Source organism: Peterkaempfera griseoplana (assembly GCF_001418575.1).
In the GTDB taxonomy this organism is placed as follows: domain Bacteria; phylum Actinomycetota; class Actinomycetes; order Streptomycetales; family Streptomycetaceae; genus Peterkaempfera; species Peterkaempfera griseoplana.
The window spans coordinates 18154-34934 of sequence record NZ_LIQR01000196.1 but is presented as its reverse complement, the minus strand read 5'-3'; the positions used below and the strand labels follow the sequence as shown (position 1 = coordinate 34934).

The following is a 16781-nucleotide window of genomic DNA, read 5'->3' as shown; positions in this document are numbered from 1 at the left end:
AACGGGCCGTTCCGCTTCTCGGGGCCGGCCGCGGTGAGGGAGGGGCACGGCATGCTGGAGGCGGCAGGTCTCACGGCGATCGAGGAGACGGTCTACCGGCTCCTGGTCGGGACCGCGACCGCGTCGGCCCAGGAGGTCGCCGACGAGACCGGGCTCCCGCGCGACTCCGTCGAGGCCGTCCTCGCGGCCCTGCGCGGCAAGGGCCTCGCCAGCCCCACCGACCACGATCCGCTGCACTACGCCGCCGTACCGCCCGACGTGGCGCTGCTGCCGCGGTTGCAGCGCAACGCCGACGCGCTCGACAAAGCCCGTACCGCCGTCACCGACCTCCTCGACAGCTACCGCAGTACGCGCCGCAGGCACGACCCCGGCCAGCTCATCGAGGTCATCACCGGAGCGGAGGCGCTGCGCCAGCACCTGCGGCAGATGCAGGACAACGCGTGCCACGAGGTGCTCTGGTTCTGCAAGGCGCAGTACGTGGCGATGCCCTCGGGCAGCAACCGCGCCGAGTATGACGCCCTCGCCCGCGGGGTGCGCTACCGCGTCCTGTACGAGCAGGCCTTCTTCAACGACGAGGGCGCCGTGGACAACGTCGTGGAAGGTGTGCGCGCCGGCGAGGTGGCCCGGTCGGTCCCGCACCTGCCGCTGCGCCTGGCCGTGGCCGACCGCGCCATCGCCATCTGCCCGTTGGTCCCCGGTGGGCCCCAGGGCAGTCCCCAGGTGGCGACGGCCGCGCTGGTGCGGGGCAGCAGCCTGCTGGAGGCGCTCATCTCGCTCTTTGAGCGCTACTGGGAGACCGCGGTCCCGCTGAACGTCAGCGCGTCCGGCGGGGTGGAGGGCAGCGACGGGGTCGTCGACGCCGATCCGCTGACCGAAACCGACCGCCGGCTGCTCTCGCTGCTCGTGGCGGGTGTCGCCGACAAGGCCATCGCGAGTCAGATGGGGCTGAGCAGGCGCACCGTGCAGCGCCACATCCAGCACATGATGACGCTGGCCGGCGCCGACACGCGGATGCAACTCGCCTGGCAGGCCGCTCGCCGGGGCTGGCTCTGAGTCCCGTCGGTCCCCCGCCGACGACCTGCAGCGACGACTTTCCGAGCCCCACACGCTGGTGCGGGGCATCCCGCCGATCCGTTCCCGGCGCGGTCCCCGTCGGCGCAAGCCCGCCAAGCTCCACGCCGACAAAGCCTACGACTACGCTCACCTGCGGCGATGGTTGCGCGGACGCGGGATCACGCCCCGGATCGCCCGCCGCGGCATCGAATCCAGCGAGCACCTGGGCCGTCACCGCCGGGTCGTGGAGAGAACCATCTCCTGGCTCTCCGGCTTCCGCCGACTCCACCGCCGCTACGAACGCCGAGCCGACCACTTCCTCGCCTTCACCGGCATCGCCGCAGCCCTCATCTGCTACCGCAGACTCACCAAACAAGTCGACGTCTTAGCGGTGCCCCGAGGAGCTGTCAGCCTTGCGGCGCTGTTCGAATGCTGGATCGTGATGTCTGAACGTTGCCCGGCGACAAGCGCCTCGCATCAGAGCGGCCGACGGTCCGGCGTATCTCGGGGTGGCGGTCGCGTGGGCGCCGGGCGGACGCCTTCGGCGAACACGGCGTTGATGCCCAGAGCGGTGACGCTCGGTGCCTTCGCGGCCGCCTCCACGTCGACCGGTGCCGCCGGGTTGGTGATGGCGCTCGACAGGTGGCCCGGTGGTCCGCTCGCGCGGTCTCGACTGGTCACGGCAGACCCCACGACGGTAGCGCCCGCGACGGGTGGGGCAGGGCATGGCTGAGCCCCCGGGCTTGGAGCCACGGGGGCTTTGCTGCAAACATCGATGGGGTCGGGCTGCAGCACGCACACAGTAACTGACCGGCGGTCTCCCGTATAGGGGGTTGGCCGGAGTGCCGTCGGCCGGCCCTGGGGACTTGCGCGGCCCGCTCGGCTCGGCTGTGTTCGGGGGTGGGCCGTCAGCTTTCCCACGGCCGCCGGGCGCCCCTTCCTTGCGTTGGCGGCTGCGGCCGGCGCCGCCGCTGCGGACTGCGGCCTTGCCTGCTCGGATGGCGGCGTAGGTGAGGACGGCGGGGATCCCGAGGTCGACGAGCGTTTCGAGGCCGGAGTCACTGCTCGTGAGGTCGAGAGCGGTAAGCCTTGCGCGCCGCCCCACCGGTCGCAGGCCAGGGCCGTCCCGATCGTCTCCGGACCGGCGGAGGCCGGCTCCGGCGCCTGCGACCACAGGCGTGTTCTACGGGGCGTCCACGAGCCGCTGGATGGTGACGGCGATCCAGCCCTTCAGCGCCTCGCTGTCGCCGAGGTCGTCGCGGAGTACGCGAAGTCGTGCGGAGATGCCGAGGACGAAGATGTCGACGGCCTGGGCGCGGGCGGTGGCTTCGTCGTCGGTCATGCCGTAGCGGAGCAGCTGTCGCCGCAGTGGCTGGAGTGACTCCTGGTCGAGAAAGGTCGAGAGCGCCTCGGCCGCCTCGCCTCGTTCACCTGCGGCGCGAAGCAGCACCAGGAGCGGGTCCTCGCCTTCCATCGTGGTCCACCGGTCGACGATGCCCTCGGCCATCCGGCGCCCGAGCGAGTCGCGTGGGCCGTCGAAGAGGCGGTCGAGCGTGAGGTGGACCTCGGTGGCGGCGACGAACAGGCCGTCCTTGCCACCGAAGTACCGGGTGATGAGGTTCGGCGACACGTCCGCGGCGGTGGCGATGGCGCGGACCGTCGTGCGGGCGAACCCGACGCGTGCGAACTCGCGCCGTGCCGCGACAAGGAGCCGTTCACGGGTGCGTGAGGCGTCCTTGGGCTGTGCCGTCGCGGTTCTCATGCGCACAGGGTATCCCCGGCCGGGCACGATGTGTACGAGCGAACACATGATGTGTATGGTTGTACACATGCCTCTGCCGCTCAGCCCCGTCCCCGATTCCGAGGTGGACGACCTGCGTCGACGCCTCGCCGCGACGCGAAGGCCACCCCTGCCGCAGGGGGTCGGATGGGAGCGGGGCACCGACGCCGGCTTTCTCGCCGGCCTGCTCACGTCGTGGCGCGACCGCTTCGACTGGCGGGCTCAGGAGGCCCGCATCCTCGACCTGCCGTGGGAGACCACCGGCTCCGGTGACCGCGCGCTGCGCGTCGTGCACCAACGCGCCACCGCCGACGCCCCGGTGGTGGTCCTGCTGCACGGATGGCCCGACTCGGTACTCCGCTTCCAGAGGGTGCTCCCCCTGCTCGAAGACCTGAACGTGGTCGTCCCCGCCCTCCCGGGCTTCCCGTTCGCACACGAGCTGACGCAGCCCGGGATGACCGTCGCCGCGATGGCCTCGCTCACGGCCGGAGCCGTGCAGGCACTCGGGTACGACCGCTACGTCGTGTCCGGCGGCGATGTCGGGGCGGACGTCGCCGAACAGCTCGCCGTGTCGCACCCGGACCGGGTGGCGGCGTTGCACCTGACGAACGTCTCGCCGCTGCACGCGGTCTTCGCGGACCGGTCCGCACTGGACGCGGAGGAGCTCGCCTATCTCGACACCGTGGCGCGGTGGCAGCGCGCCGAAGGCGGGTACATCGCGCAGCAGTCCACCAAACCGCACACCCTCGCGCCCGCACTGGCGGATTCGCCGGCGGGGCTCGCGGCCTGGATCGTCGAGAAGCTGCAGAGCTGGTCGGACGTCCCGTTCGAGGAGGAGGAGCTGCTCACCTGGATCAGCGCCTACTGGTTCACGAACACGATCGGAACCTCCTTCGCGCCGTACGCCGAGTTCGCCGCCCCGGCGCCGTACGTGCCGGCGCCGACCGTTCTCAGCGCCTTCGCCCACGACACCAAACCTGCGCCCCGCTCGTTCGCCGCCCGGTACGTCAATGTGCAGGAGTTCGTCGAGCACGAGACCGGCGGCCACTTCGCGGCCTGGGAACAGCCCCACCGCTACGCCGAGGACCTCCGCAGGGCCGTCGCACTCGGACACCGGCCGCACAAGTGACGCGGTGACCTCTCGCCCCCGCCGGGGGCCGGCGCTTGGCGCCGTCGACCCGTTCGCCCCGGTCGTCGTTCGTACGCCGCCACCACCGGGTATTCGCCGCGGAGGTACGGGTGGTGATGGTCCGGTGCCCGGCCAACGGCCAGGCACCGGACCATCACCCATGCACGTGCGCCCGCTCGCCCGGCACGAACGGGCCTGAAGCAGCCCGTGATCACGGGACACCAGCGGGACGCCCGTGCCGACCCACACCCCCGGCGACCAGATCCCGGCGTCGGCCCGAGGTCCTGTGCACGAGCCCTGACGGCCCCAAGGATCCGCAACGCCCCTGCCCCCACCGAGAGGGCTGGGCGTCCCGGCTCAGACCGTGACGACGATCTTCCTTCCGGCGTGGAGCCCCTGCTCAAGGTGAAGGTGTGCCTTGACGATGTCGTCGAGGCTGAACACGTCGCCGACGGCCGGCCGCAGCGCGCCCAGGCGCACACCGGCGTTGAGGAAGGCCGCCATGCGCTTCACCACCACCGGGTCGAGGGTGTGCTCGAAGCTCCGGTAGCCGAAGACCGTGAGTGCGCCCGCCGGGAAGGGTGTGGGCCGGGGATCCAGGAACCCCGCGGCGACCAGCGTCCCGCCGGGACGTGCCGCCTTCAGAAGATCCTGCTGGCCGGGACCCATCACGACATCGAGAACGATGTCGGCGCCGGCCCCACCGGTGTACCGGCGGACAGTGTCCGCGACGTCCACCTGATCGGTGGCCACGACCGCGGCGGCACCGGCGTCGAGCAGGTCGTCCGTCCTCGCGGCGTGCCGGGTGAGCGCGATGGGCACGGCGCCGATCTGGTTGGCGATCTGTATCGCCGCGCGGCCGACGCCGCTGGTGGCGGCGGAGATCAGCACGTGGTCACCCGGCCGCATCCCCGCCTTCTCGACGAGCGCGCCGTAAGCGGTGCTGAACGCGACCCAGACCGCCGCCGCCTCCGTGATCCCGAGCCCGGCAGGCCGGGCGACGACCCGGCTCGCGGGGAGGGTGGTGTACTCGGCGTAGCTGCCCCGGATGTGCGCGTCCGGGACGGCCGCGAGGATCACCGGCGTGCCGATCTCCAGCCCGGTGACCTGGGAGCCCAGCGCGTCGACGACTCCGGTTCCCTCAACGCCGAGGCGGGCGTGGGGCAGGGGGACGGGCGCGGGCGAATTCCCGGACCGCATCAGCTGGTCCAGCGGGTTGACCGCGAACGCCTCGATCCTGACCCGCACCTCGTCGGCTGCGGGCTCGACCAGCGGTTCGTCGACGACACGCAGGACATCGGGTCCGCCGAATTCATCGAACACAACGACTCGTGGCATGGGAATGCTCCTTCTCGTCCGGCGCTGTCCGCCTGCTCTCCAAAGACGTTACGGAGCCCTCGGTTACCTTCTGGTACCTTCGATTTCCATGCAGAACACGGCTGAACCGGCCTTCCTCGCCGACTGTCCGACACGACTGGCAATCGACATCATCTCCGACAAATGGGCCGTGCTCGTGCTTTTCGGACTCAGCCATCAGCCTCGTCGGCACGGCCACCTCGTCGACCTCATCGGCGGCATCTCACGCAAGGTCCTCACCCAGACCCTGCGCCGACTCCAGCAGTACGGCCTGGTCGAGCGCCACGCCAAGGCGCCACGGGAGGTCGAGTACAGCCTCACCGACCTCGGCCGGACCCTCATCGAACCCATCGAAGTCCTGACCACCTGGGCGAGGGAGCACGGCGAGGCCATCGTCGCCTTCCAGGAGGCAGCGGAAACCGCGGCTGCTCTTCAAGCCCGCGCGGCGAGTTGATTCCGGCGGCGGTGGATCAGCCGGCAGAGCGCCAGTCCCATCTCCCCCAGGTACGGGGTCCGCGGCGGCCACCACTCGGTTGATCTGACCGAGCAGGAGGATCGCCTCCCGCGGGCGGCACGCGCCAACCGTCCGCGAGGACCGGCCAGCGCAGGTCGCCGGATCACACGGATCCTCCACCCCGCGTACTCACGCCCGGAAGCGCCTGGAAGCGCCGATACGCGCGGCGGGTCGTACGACCGGCCCCTCCGGCCCCGGCAGCGCGCCCGACCCGATCGGCCCGCGCCCCGGCCGGCCGGGTCTGTCGTCCCCCGTCACACGGCGTCGAGCCAGACCACGATCCCGGTCCTGTCGTTGAGCACCGCCGCAACGCCCGCGTCGATGGCCGCCGCGCAGCGCGCCGCGGTGAACGACTCGGCGTTGTACGTCGACGACATGCCCAGTCCCTCCCCGCGGAACGACGCGCCGGACCAGTCGACCGCGGTGACGTTCCTGGTGGGCTCGGCCAGTTCTGCGCCCACCACCAGGAACTGCTGGGACAGATGGTTCGGGGTGACCATGGCGAGCGGGTCGACCAGGTCGTTGCCCGCGCTGACGATGAGGTCCGGTTTCATCCCGAGGGCCTTGCTGAGGCTGGGCACGTAGTCCGGCGGGGCGTCTGCGGCCACCGTCCTGAGGTCGACGTGCTCGTCGTTGGCCCAGTCCTGCACCGCCGACACGAGGGCCTTGGTCGGACGGTCGGCACCGGCCGTGACCAGCACCACACGGTAGCCCTTCGGCGGATGGACCCCGGCCCAGGAGCCGGGCCGGGGGGTGATGGTCGCCTCCGGGGACGGCGGCGTGGCGGGGTCGATGAACCCCGGGCCGAGAGTGCCGACGGGGGTGGGCGCGGGATGCGGCTGCGACCAGCTGTCGGCGGAGCTGCATCCGCCGGCCAGTGCGGCGGCCACTGCGGCGGCCGCCGTGAGTACGGCAGCGGTCGGAAGCGGGGGGCGCAAGGTGATCGTCCTCCGGGTGGTGGCGGGTGGTGCGCCTCCATCCTGCTATCCGATCGCCCGCTGCCCTCCCCCGCAGGCGCTGTTCTGAGGCTTGTTGTTCCGAGGTTCGCCAACGGGCCGGTTTCCGTTCACCCATGACCTGCACCGTGCACTGGCAACCTGAAGGAGCAACATGTCACACCGGGTCCGGCGCACTCTCGTCGGGATCACCACCGTACTGATCGCCTTTCTCGCAGCCGGGCAGCCGGCGTCCGCCCACGGGTTCACCTCGACCGCCTATGTCGACGTCACCGACGGGGACGGGACTCAGGTACGGACGTCACTGAGGCTGGAGTACGACCTGCTGGTCGTCTCCGCTGCCGACTCCGAGCATGACGACCCCCTTTTCCGCAGGGGCACCGCCGCCTTCGACGCGGGCGACGCCGGCGAACAGGCCGCGGCGCTCACCGCCCATGCGCAGTCCGCCGTCGGCTATGTCGCCAAGCGCTTCCAGGTCACCTCGGCCGGGCGGGCCTGCACCCCCCACCAGGTCGGCGGCTTCACCATGGGGCAGCAGGAGGGCGTGCCGTACGCCGGACTGCTGCTGGACTGGGCCTGTCCTGAGCGGGGCGAGAACATCGAGGTGCGCAGCGGGCTGTTCCCCGACGCGGAGAACTTCGTCAAGGACACCAAGACGATCGTCACCTACCGGCTCGACGGCGCGTCAGGGAGTGCCGCGCTCGACGCGGCCCATCCGTCCTTCTCGATCGGGCAGTCCTGGTACCAGCGGTTCTGGGAGTTCTTCCGTCTGGGCGCCGAGCATCTGCTGAGCGGGATCGACCACATCCTGTTCCTGCTGGCGCTCATCGCCGGGTCGCGGCGGCCGCGGGAGATCGTGCTCGCGGCCACCAGTTTCACCCTGGCCCACTCGGTGACCTTCATGCTCGCCGCGCTGGGACTGGTCGAGGTGCCGGCGAGGGTGGTGGAGCCGGTCATCGCGCTGTCGATCGCCGTCGTCGCCGGCTGGTACCTGTGGCGGATCTGGCGGCGCGGCGACCACGCGGCCGACCTGGAGACCGGGGACGGCGGTCACTTCAGCCTCGACCGTGCGGGGTGGACCCGCCTCGGGGTCGTGTTCTGCTTCGGCCTGGTGCACGGTCTGGGCTTCGCGGGCGCGCTGGGGATCGACGCGGCGTGGTCGTGGACCCTGCTGTGGTCGTTGCTGGTGTTCAACATCGGCATCGAGTTCGTGCAGCTGGCGATCATCGCCGCCGTCTTCCCGCTGCTGGCCGTGCTGCGCCGTCGTGCGCCGAGGGCCGGGCTCTGGGCCACCGGTGCGGTCTCCGCGGGAGTGGCCGTCATGGGGCTGCTGTGGTTCGCGCAACGCATATCCGGATCCTGAGGCCGTGTCAGTCCTTCGGGGAAGTTCAGCCGCCCACAAGATCCCATTCGCAGGGGGTTAACCAGGTAATGAAACCTTAAAGGAGTCAACCCCATGTGCCCGTGTGGGCATAAAAGGAAAGCAAACTGATGACATCGAACTCCCCGACACAGGCCTCCGGGCCTGTGCGGCGCCGCATGGCCACTGGGGCCACGGCGGCATTCCTGGGCCTGACCCTGGCCCTCGGCAGCGGTCTGACGTCGTCCGCCAGCGCCGCCGAATCCGCCACTCTGACCGGCATCGTCCTCGGCGTGGGCGCCAACGAGTCCCAGCGCACCGTGACCTGGTACTCCTCGGCCGACACCGCGCAGAAGCTCCAGGTCGCCCCGACCACGCAGCTGGTCAACGGCGAGTTCCCGGCCGACGCCGTCAGCTTCGACGCCACCGGCGCGGCGAACATCGCCACCAGCGGCGGCTTCAACCGCCACGCGACCATCACCGGCCTGAAGGAGAAGACGCAGTACTCCTACCGCGTCGGCTCCGAGGGCAACTGGTCGCAGACGTACTCCTTCAAGACGCAGGACTTCGAGGGCGACTTCGACTTCCTGTTCTACGGCGACCCGCAGATCGGCTCGTCCGGCAACCTGGCGTCCGACCAGGCCGGCTGGGAGGACACCGTCAAGGTGTCGCTGGCGGCCAACCCGAACGCCGAGCTCCTGGTGTCCGGTGGCGACCAGGTCGAGACCGCGAACAACGAGTCCCAGTGGAACTCGTTCCTCGCTCCCGACGGGCTGCGCCAGTACCCGTGGGCTGCCACCATCGGCAACCACGACGTCGGCGGCAAGGCCTACGAGCAGCACTTCACCACGCCGAACACCGACCGTACGGCCCCGTACTACTCGAACGGGAACCCGGGCGGCACCTCGTCCGGCGGCGACTACTGGTACATATACAAGGACGTGCTGTTCATCGACCTGAACAGCAACAGCTACAACCCGGCCACGGGTGGTGGCGGCGACGCGGCGCACATCAACTACGTGACCGACGTCATCAACAAGCACGGCGACGAGGCCAAGTGGAAGGTGCTCGTCTACCACCACTCGATCTACTCGCCGGCCTCGCACGCCAAGGACGGCGACAACAAGACCCGTCGCACCGACTTCCCGACCGCCTTCTCCAAGCTCGGCGTCGACCTGGTGCTGCAGGGTCATGACCACAGCTACTCCCGTAGCTACCTGATCAAGAACGGCGAGAAGGCCGACCCGGCCGAGCAGCCCGGTGCCGCGGACCTGTACCCGGGTCCCGGCGGTGTCCTGTACGTGACGGCGAACTCCGCGTCGGGCTCGAAGTACTACGACATCACCAAGCCGGACAGCAGCGGCACCAGCGGTGCCGGCAACGGTGCGGACCCGCTCAACCCGGACAGCTACTGGTACAACTCGGTTCAGAACCAGGAGCACGTCCGCACCTACGTCAAGGTCCAGGTGCGCAACAACAAGCTCGTGGTGGAGAACCTCCGCAGCGGCACCTGCGCGGCCCCGAACTCCGAGGTCGAGCAGGGCCTGTCCTGCACCAACACCCCCGAGGGCCAGCCGGTCGGCTCGGCCGTCGACAAGGTGCAGATCCACCCGTACAACGGCGGCGGCCAGTCCCTCCAGGTCAACGTGCCCAACGTTGCCCCCGGTGAGTTCGGCTGGACCATCGACGGCTACAACGGCCTGGTCGACCTCGGCACCGCCAAGGAGCTGGGCGGCGACCACTTCGAGGCGTCCGGCAAGATCAACCCGATCGTCGTGTCGGACAGCCGCCGTTCGCTCGCCCCGTGGTCGCTCTCGGCCAACGTGAGCGACTTCAAGGACGGCGACAAGACGTTCTCCGGTGCCAACCTCGGTTGGTCCCCGTACGTCCTCGACGGCGGCGCGGGCGCCACGGCCGGCAAGCCGGTGGCCTCGGGCTACACCGACCAGGGCAAGGGTCTGTCGGTCTCCCGCGGACTCGCCTCGGCCGAGCAGGGCCACACCCGCGGCTCCGCCCGGCTGGGCGCCGACCTGGATCTGAAGATCCCGGACAGCGTCCAGAAGGGCGACTACCGCGCCACCCTGACGATCACCGCGCTGAGCGACTGATCGGACCCGCTTGACCCGGCGGGGCGGGCTCCTTCGGGCGCCCGTCCCGCCACCCCCGTTCAGAACCCGGCACCACACCGCCCGAGGACCCCACGATGCAAGCGCCAGCAACGCGCCGGAAGACCACCACCGCCGCCGCCCTCGTCCGCACCCTCGCCCTGGCCCTGCTCGCCGCCCTCGCGGTCACCGGCCTGGCGGCCGCCCCCGCCCACGCCGCCGACGGCGACGTCACCTGGAGCGTCCGCACGGCCCCCAACGGGTTCGGTGACGACCGGTCCAGCTACAGCTACAACACCAACCCCGGCGGGCAGATCAAGGACGCCATGGTGGTCGCCAACCGCGGCAAGACCCCGCTCGACCTGCAGATCCACGCCGCCGACGGCTTCACCGCCGAGACGGGCACGCTCGACCTGCTCACCACGGACAAGAAGTCCGTCGGGATCGGCGCCTGGGTCCACGCCGACCGCGACAGCGTCGTGATCAAGCCCGGCAAGTCCGTCACCATCCCCTTCACCGTCACCGTTCCCGCCAACGCCACACCCGGCGACCACGTGGGCGGCATCCTCACCTCCCTGACGCAGGCCGACGACGCGGCGGGCATCAATGTGGACCGGCGCCTCGGAATCAAGATCCGGCTGCGGGTCAGCGGCAAGCTCCAGCCGAGCCTCGCGGTGGAGGACCTGCAGGTGCGCTACGCCGGAACCGCCGACCCGTTCGCCAAGGGCGACGCCACCGTCACCTACTCCGTCCACAACACCGGCAACGCCGTCCTGACGGCCCAGCAGCGGGTGTCGCTCTCCGGGCCGTTCGGGTGGCTTCGGGTCGATGCGGGCAAGATCGCCCCGCCGCCCGCGCTGCTCCCCGGCGAGCGCTGGAAGGTGACCGTCCCCGTCCACGGCGTCACACCCGCGTTCAGTCTGGCCGCGACCGCGACCCTCACGCCCCTGCTCACCGACGCGTCGGGCTCCACCAGCGCGCTCGACCCGGTCAGCGCCACCACGCACGGCTGGGCCGTCCCCTGGACGCTGTCGCTGCTGCTCCTCGCACTGATCGCGGCCGTCGCCGGGGCGCTCGTCCTGACCCGTCGGCGCACGGCACGGCGCAAGCTGCACGAGGAGGCCCGTCTGCGGGACGCCGTCGAGCAGGCACTGCGCGAGCGCAGCACCCAGGAGAGCTGACCACCCGCGCAGGCCCTCGGCGGTTCGCCGGCCCTGCCCGGCAGCACGGGGCCATGGTTCACCTCACCGCGGACGCAGCCCGCGTGCTCCCGCGGGCGGGCGTCGCGAGGGGGTCCGGGTCCGTCGTTCACACCGCGACACCGGACTCCCTCGCCTCCGCCTGCGCGGGTGGGATCGAGGCGGTCCGGTGTGGACAACTACGGTGTCAGCACGATCCTCCCGAAGACCTCGCCCGCGGCCATCTTCTGGTGCGCCAGCACAGCCTCGTCCAGTGGCAGCACCTCGTGCACCACCGTCTCGATCTCGCCGCGACCGGCTGCGGCGAACTGCTCGCCGCGCACGGCAAGCAAGTCGGCCCGGGCGACGGTGGCTGCGCTGAACGTGGAGAAGGAGATCGACTTCTGGAACGCCGCCATGATCCTCGCGCCGAAGTCCGCGGGCGGCTGACCCGCGACCGCGCCCACGGCCACCATGCGGCCGTTGGGGTTGAGCCTGTCCAGGAACGACGGCATGTCCTGGCCGGCCACGATGTCGATGATGACGTCATGGCCCGCCGGAGCCTCCGCCCCTCCCTGGCCGGAGCGATCCAGCACGTGGGTCGCGCCGAGACGGCGCAGCCGCTCGCCGCGCTCGGCCGACGAGGTCGTGACCGCCACCGCGGCAGCGCCACCGCGGGCCGCGAGCTGCACCGCCATGATCCCGATGCTGCCGGCCGCGCCACGCACCAGGACTCTCTCCCCGGGAGCGAAACGGGCGTGGCGAAGCCCGAAGTGGGCCACCGCACCAGCGCTGCCGAGCGTCACCGCGGCGACGGTGGACAGGCTGTCCGGCAGGGGAAGGATCTGCTCGACCGGCGCGACGGCTTGTTCGACGTAGCCTCCGCCGGTGCCGGTGAAGGCCCACACCCGACGGCCGATCCATGAGGCGTCGACGCCGTCCCCGACCCTGGTCACGGTGCCCGCCACCTCGCCACCGGGGATGAAACCCTCCTTGAAGCCGTAGGCGGCCAGCGCCCCGCTCCGGATCACGGTGTCGACACCTCCGACGCCCGCCGCCTCAACGGCGATCAGCACCTGCCCGGCAGCAGGTGCGGGCACCGGCAGCTCCACAACGGCCAGACCTTCAGGGCCCCCGAACGTCCGGATCTCGATCGCCTTCAATGTCGTCTCCTCGTTCTCGGACTGCTCAGGCACGGTCCTGCTCCGTGCCCGCCACCGAACTCCGCCTGGTGGGAGGGGGCTTCGGGCCACAGCCGGGACCGGCCCGCGTGCCGTGCGCCCCGGTGATCCCGGCGGGCTGCTGTGTCCCGGGACGGTACCGGACGCCCTCGTCCGTTTCGCTAAAGTGAGAGAGTGACCGAGCAGGTGCCTCACAAGCTGCGTTCCGACGCGATGGACAACCGCGCACGCATCCAGGACGCGGCCCGGGCGCTCTTCTCGGCCGAGGGCCTGGATGTGCCGATGCGGGAGATCGCGCGGCGTGCCGGGGTGGGGCCCGCCACCTTGTACCGCCACTTCCCGACCAAGCAGACGCTGGTCGCCGAAGCCTTCGCGGACCAGCTGCGCGCATGCCGCACCATCGTCGACGAGGGGTGCGCGGATCCCGATCCCTGGCGTGGCCTCTGCCTGGTGATCGAGAAGATCTGTGAGCTGCACGCACGTGATCGGGGCTTCACCGAAGCCTTTCTGTCGACCCTCCCGGGGGCGCCGGACGTCGCGGGACGTGAGTACACGCTGAAGGCAGTCGCCGGACTGGCCCAGCGAGCCAAGGACGCAGGGCGTCTGAGGCCCGACTTCGTACTGGACGACCTCGTTCTCGTCCTCATGGCCAACAAGGGGATCCACGCCGCGTCCACCGCCACCCGGGTCAGGGCCTCCCGACGCTTCGCAGGGCTGGCGATCCAGGCATTCGAAGCGTGCCCTCACCGCGCACCGCTCCCACCGGCGGCACGACTGGGATCCGCCGCACCGGCCGGCGCCTGACGGTGGGCTTGCGGTGTGCACGCTCGACGCGCGCACCGCTGAACCCCTTGTGACACCGAGACCGGAGGTCCCGTCCTCCGACTGCCGGGCGCGCGCGAGAACGGCGGCGCCCCGGCGTGTGCTGTACCGGCGCCGTCCCGGGGCAGGGCGTCCACTCGGTGACCACGGTGCGTTCCACTGCGGCCGTCACCCGTCGTTCACGCTCCGCCTCCGGGGAGACCCTCGGCAGGCCGAGCTGTTCCACCAGTTCGGCGTCGGCATGGACGACTTGACCGCCGGGGGCCGCGGGTCTCGTGACGGGCGGCGGCGGAGTCCCGCGGCGCGGGCGCTCAGGCTCGCCAGAAGGCCAGATGGTCCTCGATCGCCGACGTGTGCGGGTGGTCAAGTCCCAGTGTGCTGCTCATGCTGCTCAGCAGCCTGGTCAGCGCCCGCACGGGGCCGGTTGCGTCCCCGGCCCGGTCGCGGTGGAAGGCGAGCTTGTCGGCCGCATCGACGGTGCGAGGGTGCTCGGGACCCAGGAGCGTCAGCGCTTGGTCGAGCAGCGAGGAGTAGCCGGCCGCGGTGCTGCGGATTCTGTCGACCTGGTCCCGCCAGAAGACGAGGTCGTCCATCGCGTCGAGCGTCTGGGCGTGGTCCGGGCCGAGTACCCGGACCATGTCGCCCACCAGATCGGCCAGGGTCTCCACGGCCCTGCTCCCGCCGTGCACCCGGCCCTGCCAGAAGGCGAGCTCCTTACGTGTGTCAAGGCTGTCGGCATGGTCCCGGCCCAGGACCCGGGCCTGGTCCTCGATCAGCGTGGTGAGGACCGCGACGGCGCTGTCCGCACCGGACAGCCGCCCTTGCCAGAAGGCCAGCTGCTTCCTGGTGCTGAGGGTTTCGAGATCGTCGGCCCCCAGGATCCGCCCCTGGTCGTCGAGCAGGTCTGTCAGGATCTGCACAGCTCCGGCTATGTCGCCCACCTGCCCTGACAGGGTCGCGATCTTACGGCGAGTGGCGAGGGTGTCACGATGGTCGGGGCCGAGGACCTGCATCTGCTCCTGCAGCACCTGATTCATGGCCTTCGCGGCACTGCCCGCGTCCTGTGTCCGCACCTCTGCCTGCCAGAACGCCAGCGCATCCTGCGTGGCGACGGTGTCCGGGTCGTCGGGACCCAGCACCCGCACCTGATCCTGCAGTACTTCGGCCAGGCTGCCCACGGCCTCGGCCTTGAACCCGGCCTCCCCCATCACGGACGCGACCCTCCGCCGGGTGGCCAGACAGTCCCGATGGTCGAGCCCGAGAGCCTGCATCTGCTGCTCCAGCAGCTTGATCAGGCTCGCCAGCTCCTGGGTCCTGTCGCCGTCCTCCTGGGCCTGGACGACGATGACGCTGCTCCGCGTCCTGAGCGTGTCGGGATGGTCAGGTCCCAGCACTCGACTCTGGTCGTGCAGCACCTTCGCAAGGGCCGTCAGGGCGTCGGCCGTGTTCCCCGCCCGGGCCTGCCATGCCGCGGTCTGGTAGCGCGCTATCAGGGTGTCGGCGTGTTCGGCGCCGAGGTGCCGACGCGCGGTGTCGGCGAGGTGCTGATAGTGGGCGCGAGCGGCGTCGAGCTGTCCGACCTCGCCCAGGCTGCGGCCCGCGCGGAACAGCACCGGGTGGATGCCGGCCTGGTGGAGTTCATCTCCCGCACAGGCGATGAGGGCGGTGGCGTTGGCCCGCAGAGCCTGGGCGAAGACGGCGTGGTTCTCGACCTCCGGCCAGGCCGCGGCCAGAGCGTCAGCGGCGATGTGTGCCTGCCGGGTGTGTCGCGCCGGAGTGAGGCTCTCGCGGACGGCACGCTGCAGGAGCTGGTGGACGCGGACAGCCTGATGGGCGACCGCGGGCGTGTGGGCGATCAGGCTGAGTCGGTGCAGTGCCCGGAGGGCGAGGAGAACCCGGTCGGCGGTGACGTTCTGCACGCCGGTGAGGTGCCGTTGACGGCGGCTCAGGTGGGCGAGCGCGGGCTCACTGGTCAGGACGCTGTCGGGGATGCCGTTCGGGTCGAGGAACGCAGCAAGCTCGAGCAACGGGCGGGCCAGCCCGCGGGGGCGCAGGGCGTCGGCGCGGTCGACGGACAGGGACCAGGCGGCGGCGACCGTGTGGGGCTGGTCGTCGGGGAGGGCGTCCGGAGCGACGTCGGCCAGGGTGTGGGCACGGTCGGCCAGCAGGGCCCGGTACGCGGCGCAGGTGATGTCGGCGTCGATGACGTATGCGGCAGCCTGGGACAGCGCGAGTGGCAGGTGCCCCAGGCGGGCGGCGAGGGCGGCCAGCTCGTCGTCGGGTTCACGGCGGTCGCGAGCGGCCAGTGTCTGGGTGAGGTAGGCGACGGACTCCGCCTCGCTGAACATGCCGACCTCGACGACGCTGCGGGAGGCCGTCAGGGCGGCGTCCTTGCGCCGGGTGGTGACGAGCGTGCTCCCGGTCGGGCTGGCGGGTGGCCACCAGCCTCGCAGGTCGTTGGGGTCGGCGACGTCGTCGAGCACGACCAGCCAGCGGCAGGGCGGGCGGTCGCCTTTGGGTTCCAGCCAGGCCAGGAAGTTCGCTGCGGCCCGTTGCGGGTCGGTGGTGTCGGCGGCGAGGACTTCGGCGGCGGCCTGCGCGTATCCGTTGACGATCGCCGTCGGGCTGCTGGCGGTGATCCACACCAGGACGTCGAGGGCACCCGATCGCCAGGCGGTGCGCGCGTAGTGAGCGGCCAGCTGGGTCTTGCCGACCCCGCCCATACCCGCCAGCACCCCGCTCGCCAGTGCCTGCCGGGCAGGTTCGGTGCTCGTGGTTCCGCCCCTGGCTCCGCCTAACGCCTCGCCCACTGTTCCGCCCTCGGACAGTACCCGGGTCAGCAGGCGGGTCTCGGCACGGTCCTGGAGCCACTGCGCCCTGGGCGGTATCACCCCGACCTGGTGCGGCCAGGGAGCGGGGGTGCGGGGCGCGGCGTGAAAGTGGTTGTTCTGCTCGTTGTGGTCGCCGTACTGACCGGCGAAGGGCCCGGTGTAGCCGTCGCCTGCCATGCTCAGCGGCCGAACCGGTTGTCCTGCCGGTTGTGGTCGCCTATCTGTAGAGCGGCCGGCCCCCAGAAGGTGTTCCGGCTCCCCACCCCACCGCCGCCGCCCGCTCCCGGCACCTGGGCAGCGACGTCCTGCAACTCCCTGACCAACGCATCCAGAGCCTCGGAGAACGCCGGGTCACGCTCGGCCGCGTCCTCCAGTGAGTCCGTCAGCCGGCGCCGGGTGCGCTCCGAGGGTTCCGCCTGGCCTTCCCCGGCCTCCTCCTCGGCTCGCTCCAGTGCCGGGTCCTGTCCGAGCTTGCTGCTGACCAGCTGATGAAGCCGGCTCATCCCTGCGTCGAGG

At 71.1% G+C, this 16781-nt stretch carries 13 protein-coding genes and 1 pseudogene; 8 read left to right on the top strand and 6 right to left on the bottom strand.

The window, feature by feature from the left end; genetic code table 11:
- Positions 1-51 precede the first annotated feature (51 nt).
- Complete coding sequence (locus AOK09_RS15765; RefSeq protein ID WP_055587827.1) at positions 52-1053, top strand: helix-turn-helix transcriptional regulator; 1002 nt, start codon at positions 52-54, stop codon at positions 1051-1053.
- Positions 1054-1120: 67 nt separating this feature from the next.
- Positions 1121-1414 (top strand): annotated as a pseudogene (locus AOK09_RS41110) (transposase); the annotation flags it as partial.
- Positions 1415-2236: 822 nt separating this feature from the next.
- Here AOK09_RS41110 and AOK09_RS15760 read toward each other — a convergent pair.
- Positions 2237-2815, bottom strand: a complete 579-nt coding sequence (locus AOK09_RS15760) for a TetR/AcrR family transcriptional regulator (RefSeq protein WP_055587826.1) — start codon at positions 2813-2815, stop codon at positions 2237-2239.
- Between the two features lie 67 nt (positions 2816-2882).
- On the opposite strand from AOK09_RS15760, the gene AOK09_RS15755 reads away from it, so the two are divergent.
- Positions 2883-3962 (top strand): epoxide hydrolase family protein, encoded by a 1080-nt coding sequence (locus AOK09_RS15755; protein ID WP_055587825.1) that lies wholly within the window; start codon positions 2883-2885, stop codon positions 3960-3962.
- A gap of 357 nt (positions 3963-4319) precedes the next feature.
- On the opposite strand, the gene AOK09_RS15750 is transcribed toward AOK09_RS15755, so the two are convergent.
- Entirely contained in the window at positions 4320-5300 is a 981-nt protein-coding gene (locus tag AOK09_RS15750) for a zinc-dependent alcohol dehydrogenase family protein (protein ID WP_055587824.1), read from the bottom strand.
- 88 nt (positions 5301-5388) lie between these two features.
- Here AOK09_RS15750 and AOK09_RS15745 point away from each other — a divergent pair, with 88 nt between their 5' ends.
- Complete coding sequence (locus tag AOK09_RS15745) at positions 5389-5772, top strand: winged helix-turn-helix transcriptional regulator (protein WP_055587823.1); 384 nt, start codon at positions 5389-5391, stop codon at positions 5770-5772.
- 314 nt (positions 5773-6086) lie between these two features.
- On the opposite strand, the gene AOK09_RS15740 is transcribed toward AOK09_RS15745, so the two are convergent.
- Positions 6087-6770, bottom strand: coding sequence for a type 1 periplasmic-binding domain-containing protein (locus tag AOK09_RS15740; RefSeq protein WP_055587822.1), 684 nt, complete (start codon positions 6768-6770; stop codon positions 6087-6089).
- A gap of 172 nt (positions 6771-6942) precedes the next feature.
- Between AOK09_RS15740 and AOK09_RS15735 the strand changes: the two genes are divergently transcribed.
- From AOK09_RS15735 to AOK09_RS15725, 3 genes are all read left to right on the top strand, one after another.
- Positions 6943-8151, top strand: coding sequence for a HupE/UreJ family protein (locus AOK09_RS15735; protein WP_055587821.1), 1209 nt, complete (start codon positions 6943-6945; stop codon positions 8149-8151).
- 128 nt (positions 8152-8279) lie between these two features.
- Positions 8280-10256 (top strand): purple acid phosphatase family protein, encoded by a 1977-nt coding sequence (locus AOK09_RS15730; RefSeq protein ID WP_055587820.1) that lies wholly within the window; start codon positions 8280-8282, stop codon positions 10254-10256.
- Between the two features lie 95 nt (positions 10257-10351).
- Positions 10352-11434 carry a WxL protein peptidoglycan domain-containing protein gene (locus AOK09_RS15725; protein ID WP_055587819.1) on the top strand — a complete coding sequence of 361 codons (1083 nt, stop codon included), beginning with the start codon at positions 10352-10354 and terminating at the stop codon, positions 11432-11434.
- 197 nt (positions 11435-11631) lie between these two features.
- Here the strand turns inward: AOK09_RS15725 and AOK09_RS15720 are convergent, their stop codons facing one another.
- The gene (locus AOK09_RS15720) at positions 11632-12594 is read right to left on the bottom strand and encodes a zinc-binding dehydrogenase (protein ID WP_055587818.1); all 963 of its coding nucleotides are present in this window, start codon (positions 12592-12594) and stop codon (positions 11632-11634) included.
- A 192-nt stretch (positions 12595-12786) separates the two neighbouring features.
- On the opposite strand from AOK09_RS15720, the gene AOK09_RS15715 reads away from it, so the two are divergent.
- Positions 12787-13416 carry a TetR/AcrR family transcriptional regulator gene (locus AOK09_RS15715; RefSeq protein WP_055587817.1) on the top strand — a complete coding sequence of 210 codons (630 nt, stop codon included), beginning with the start codon at positions 12787-12789 and terminating at the stop codon, positions 13414-13416.
- Between the two features lie 329 nt (positions 13417-13745).
- Here the strand turns inward: AOK09_RS15715 and AOK09_RS15710 are convergent, their stop codons facing one another.
- Both AOK09_RS15710 and AOK09_RS15705 read right to left on the bottom strand, forming a co-directional pair.
- Positions 13746-16442, bottom strand: a complete 2697-nt coding sequence (locus AOK09_RS15710; protein WP_055587816.1) for a tetratricopeptide repeat protein — start codon at positions 16440-16442, stop codon at positions 13746-13748.
- Between the two features lie 2 nt (positions 16443-16444).
- The gene (locus AOK09_RS15705; protein ID WP_217698434.1) at positions 16445-16768 is read right to left on the bottom strand and encodes a hypothetical protein; all 324 of its coding nucleotides are present in this window, start codon (positions 16766-16768) and stop codon (positions 16445-16447) included.
- Positions 16769-16781: the final 13 nt, after the last annotated feature.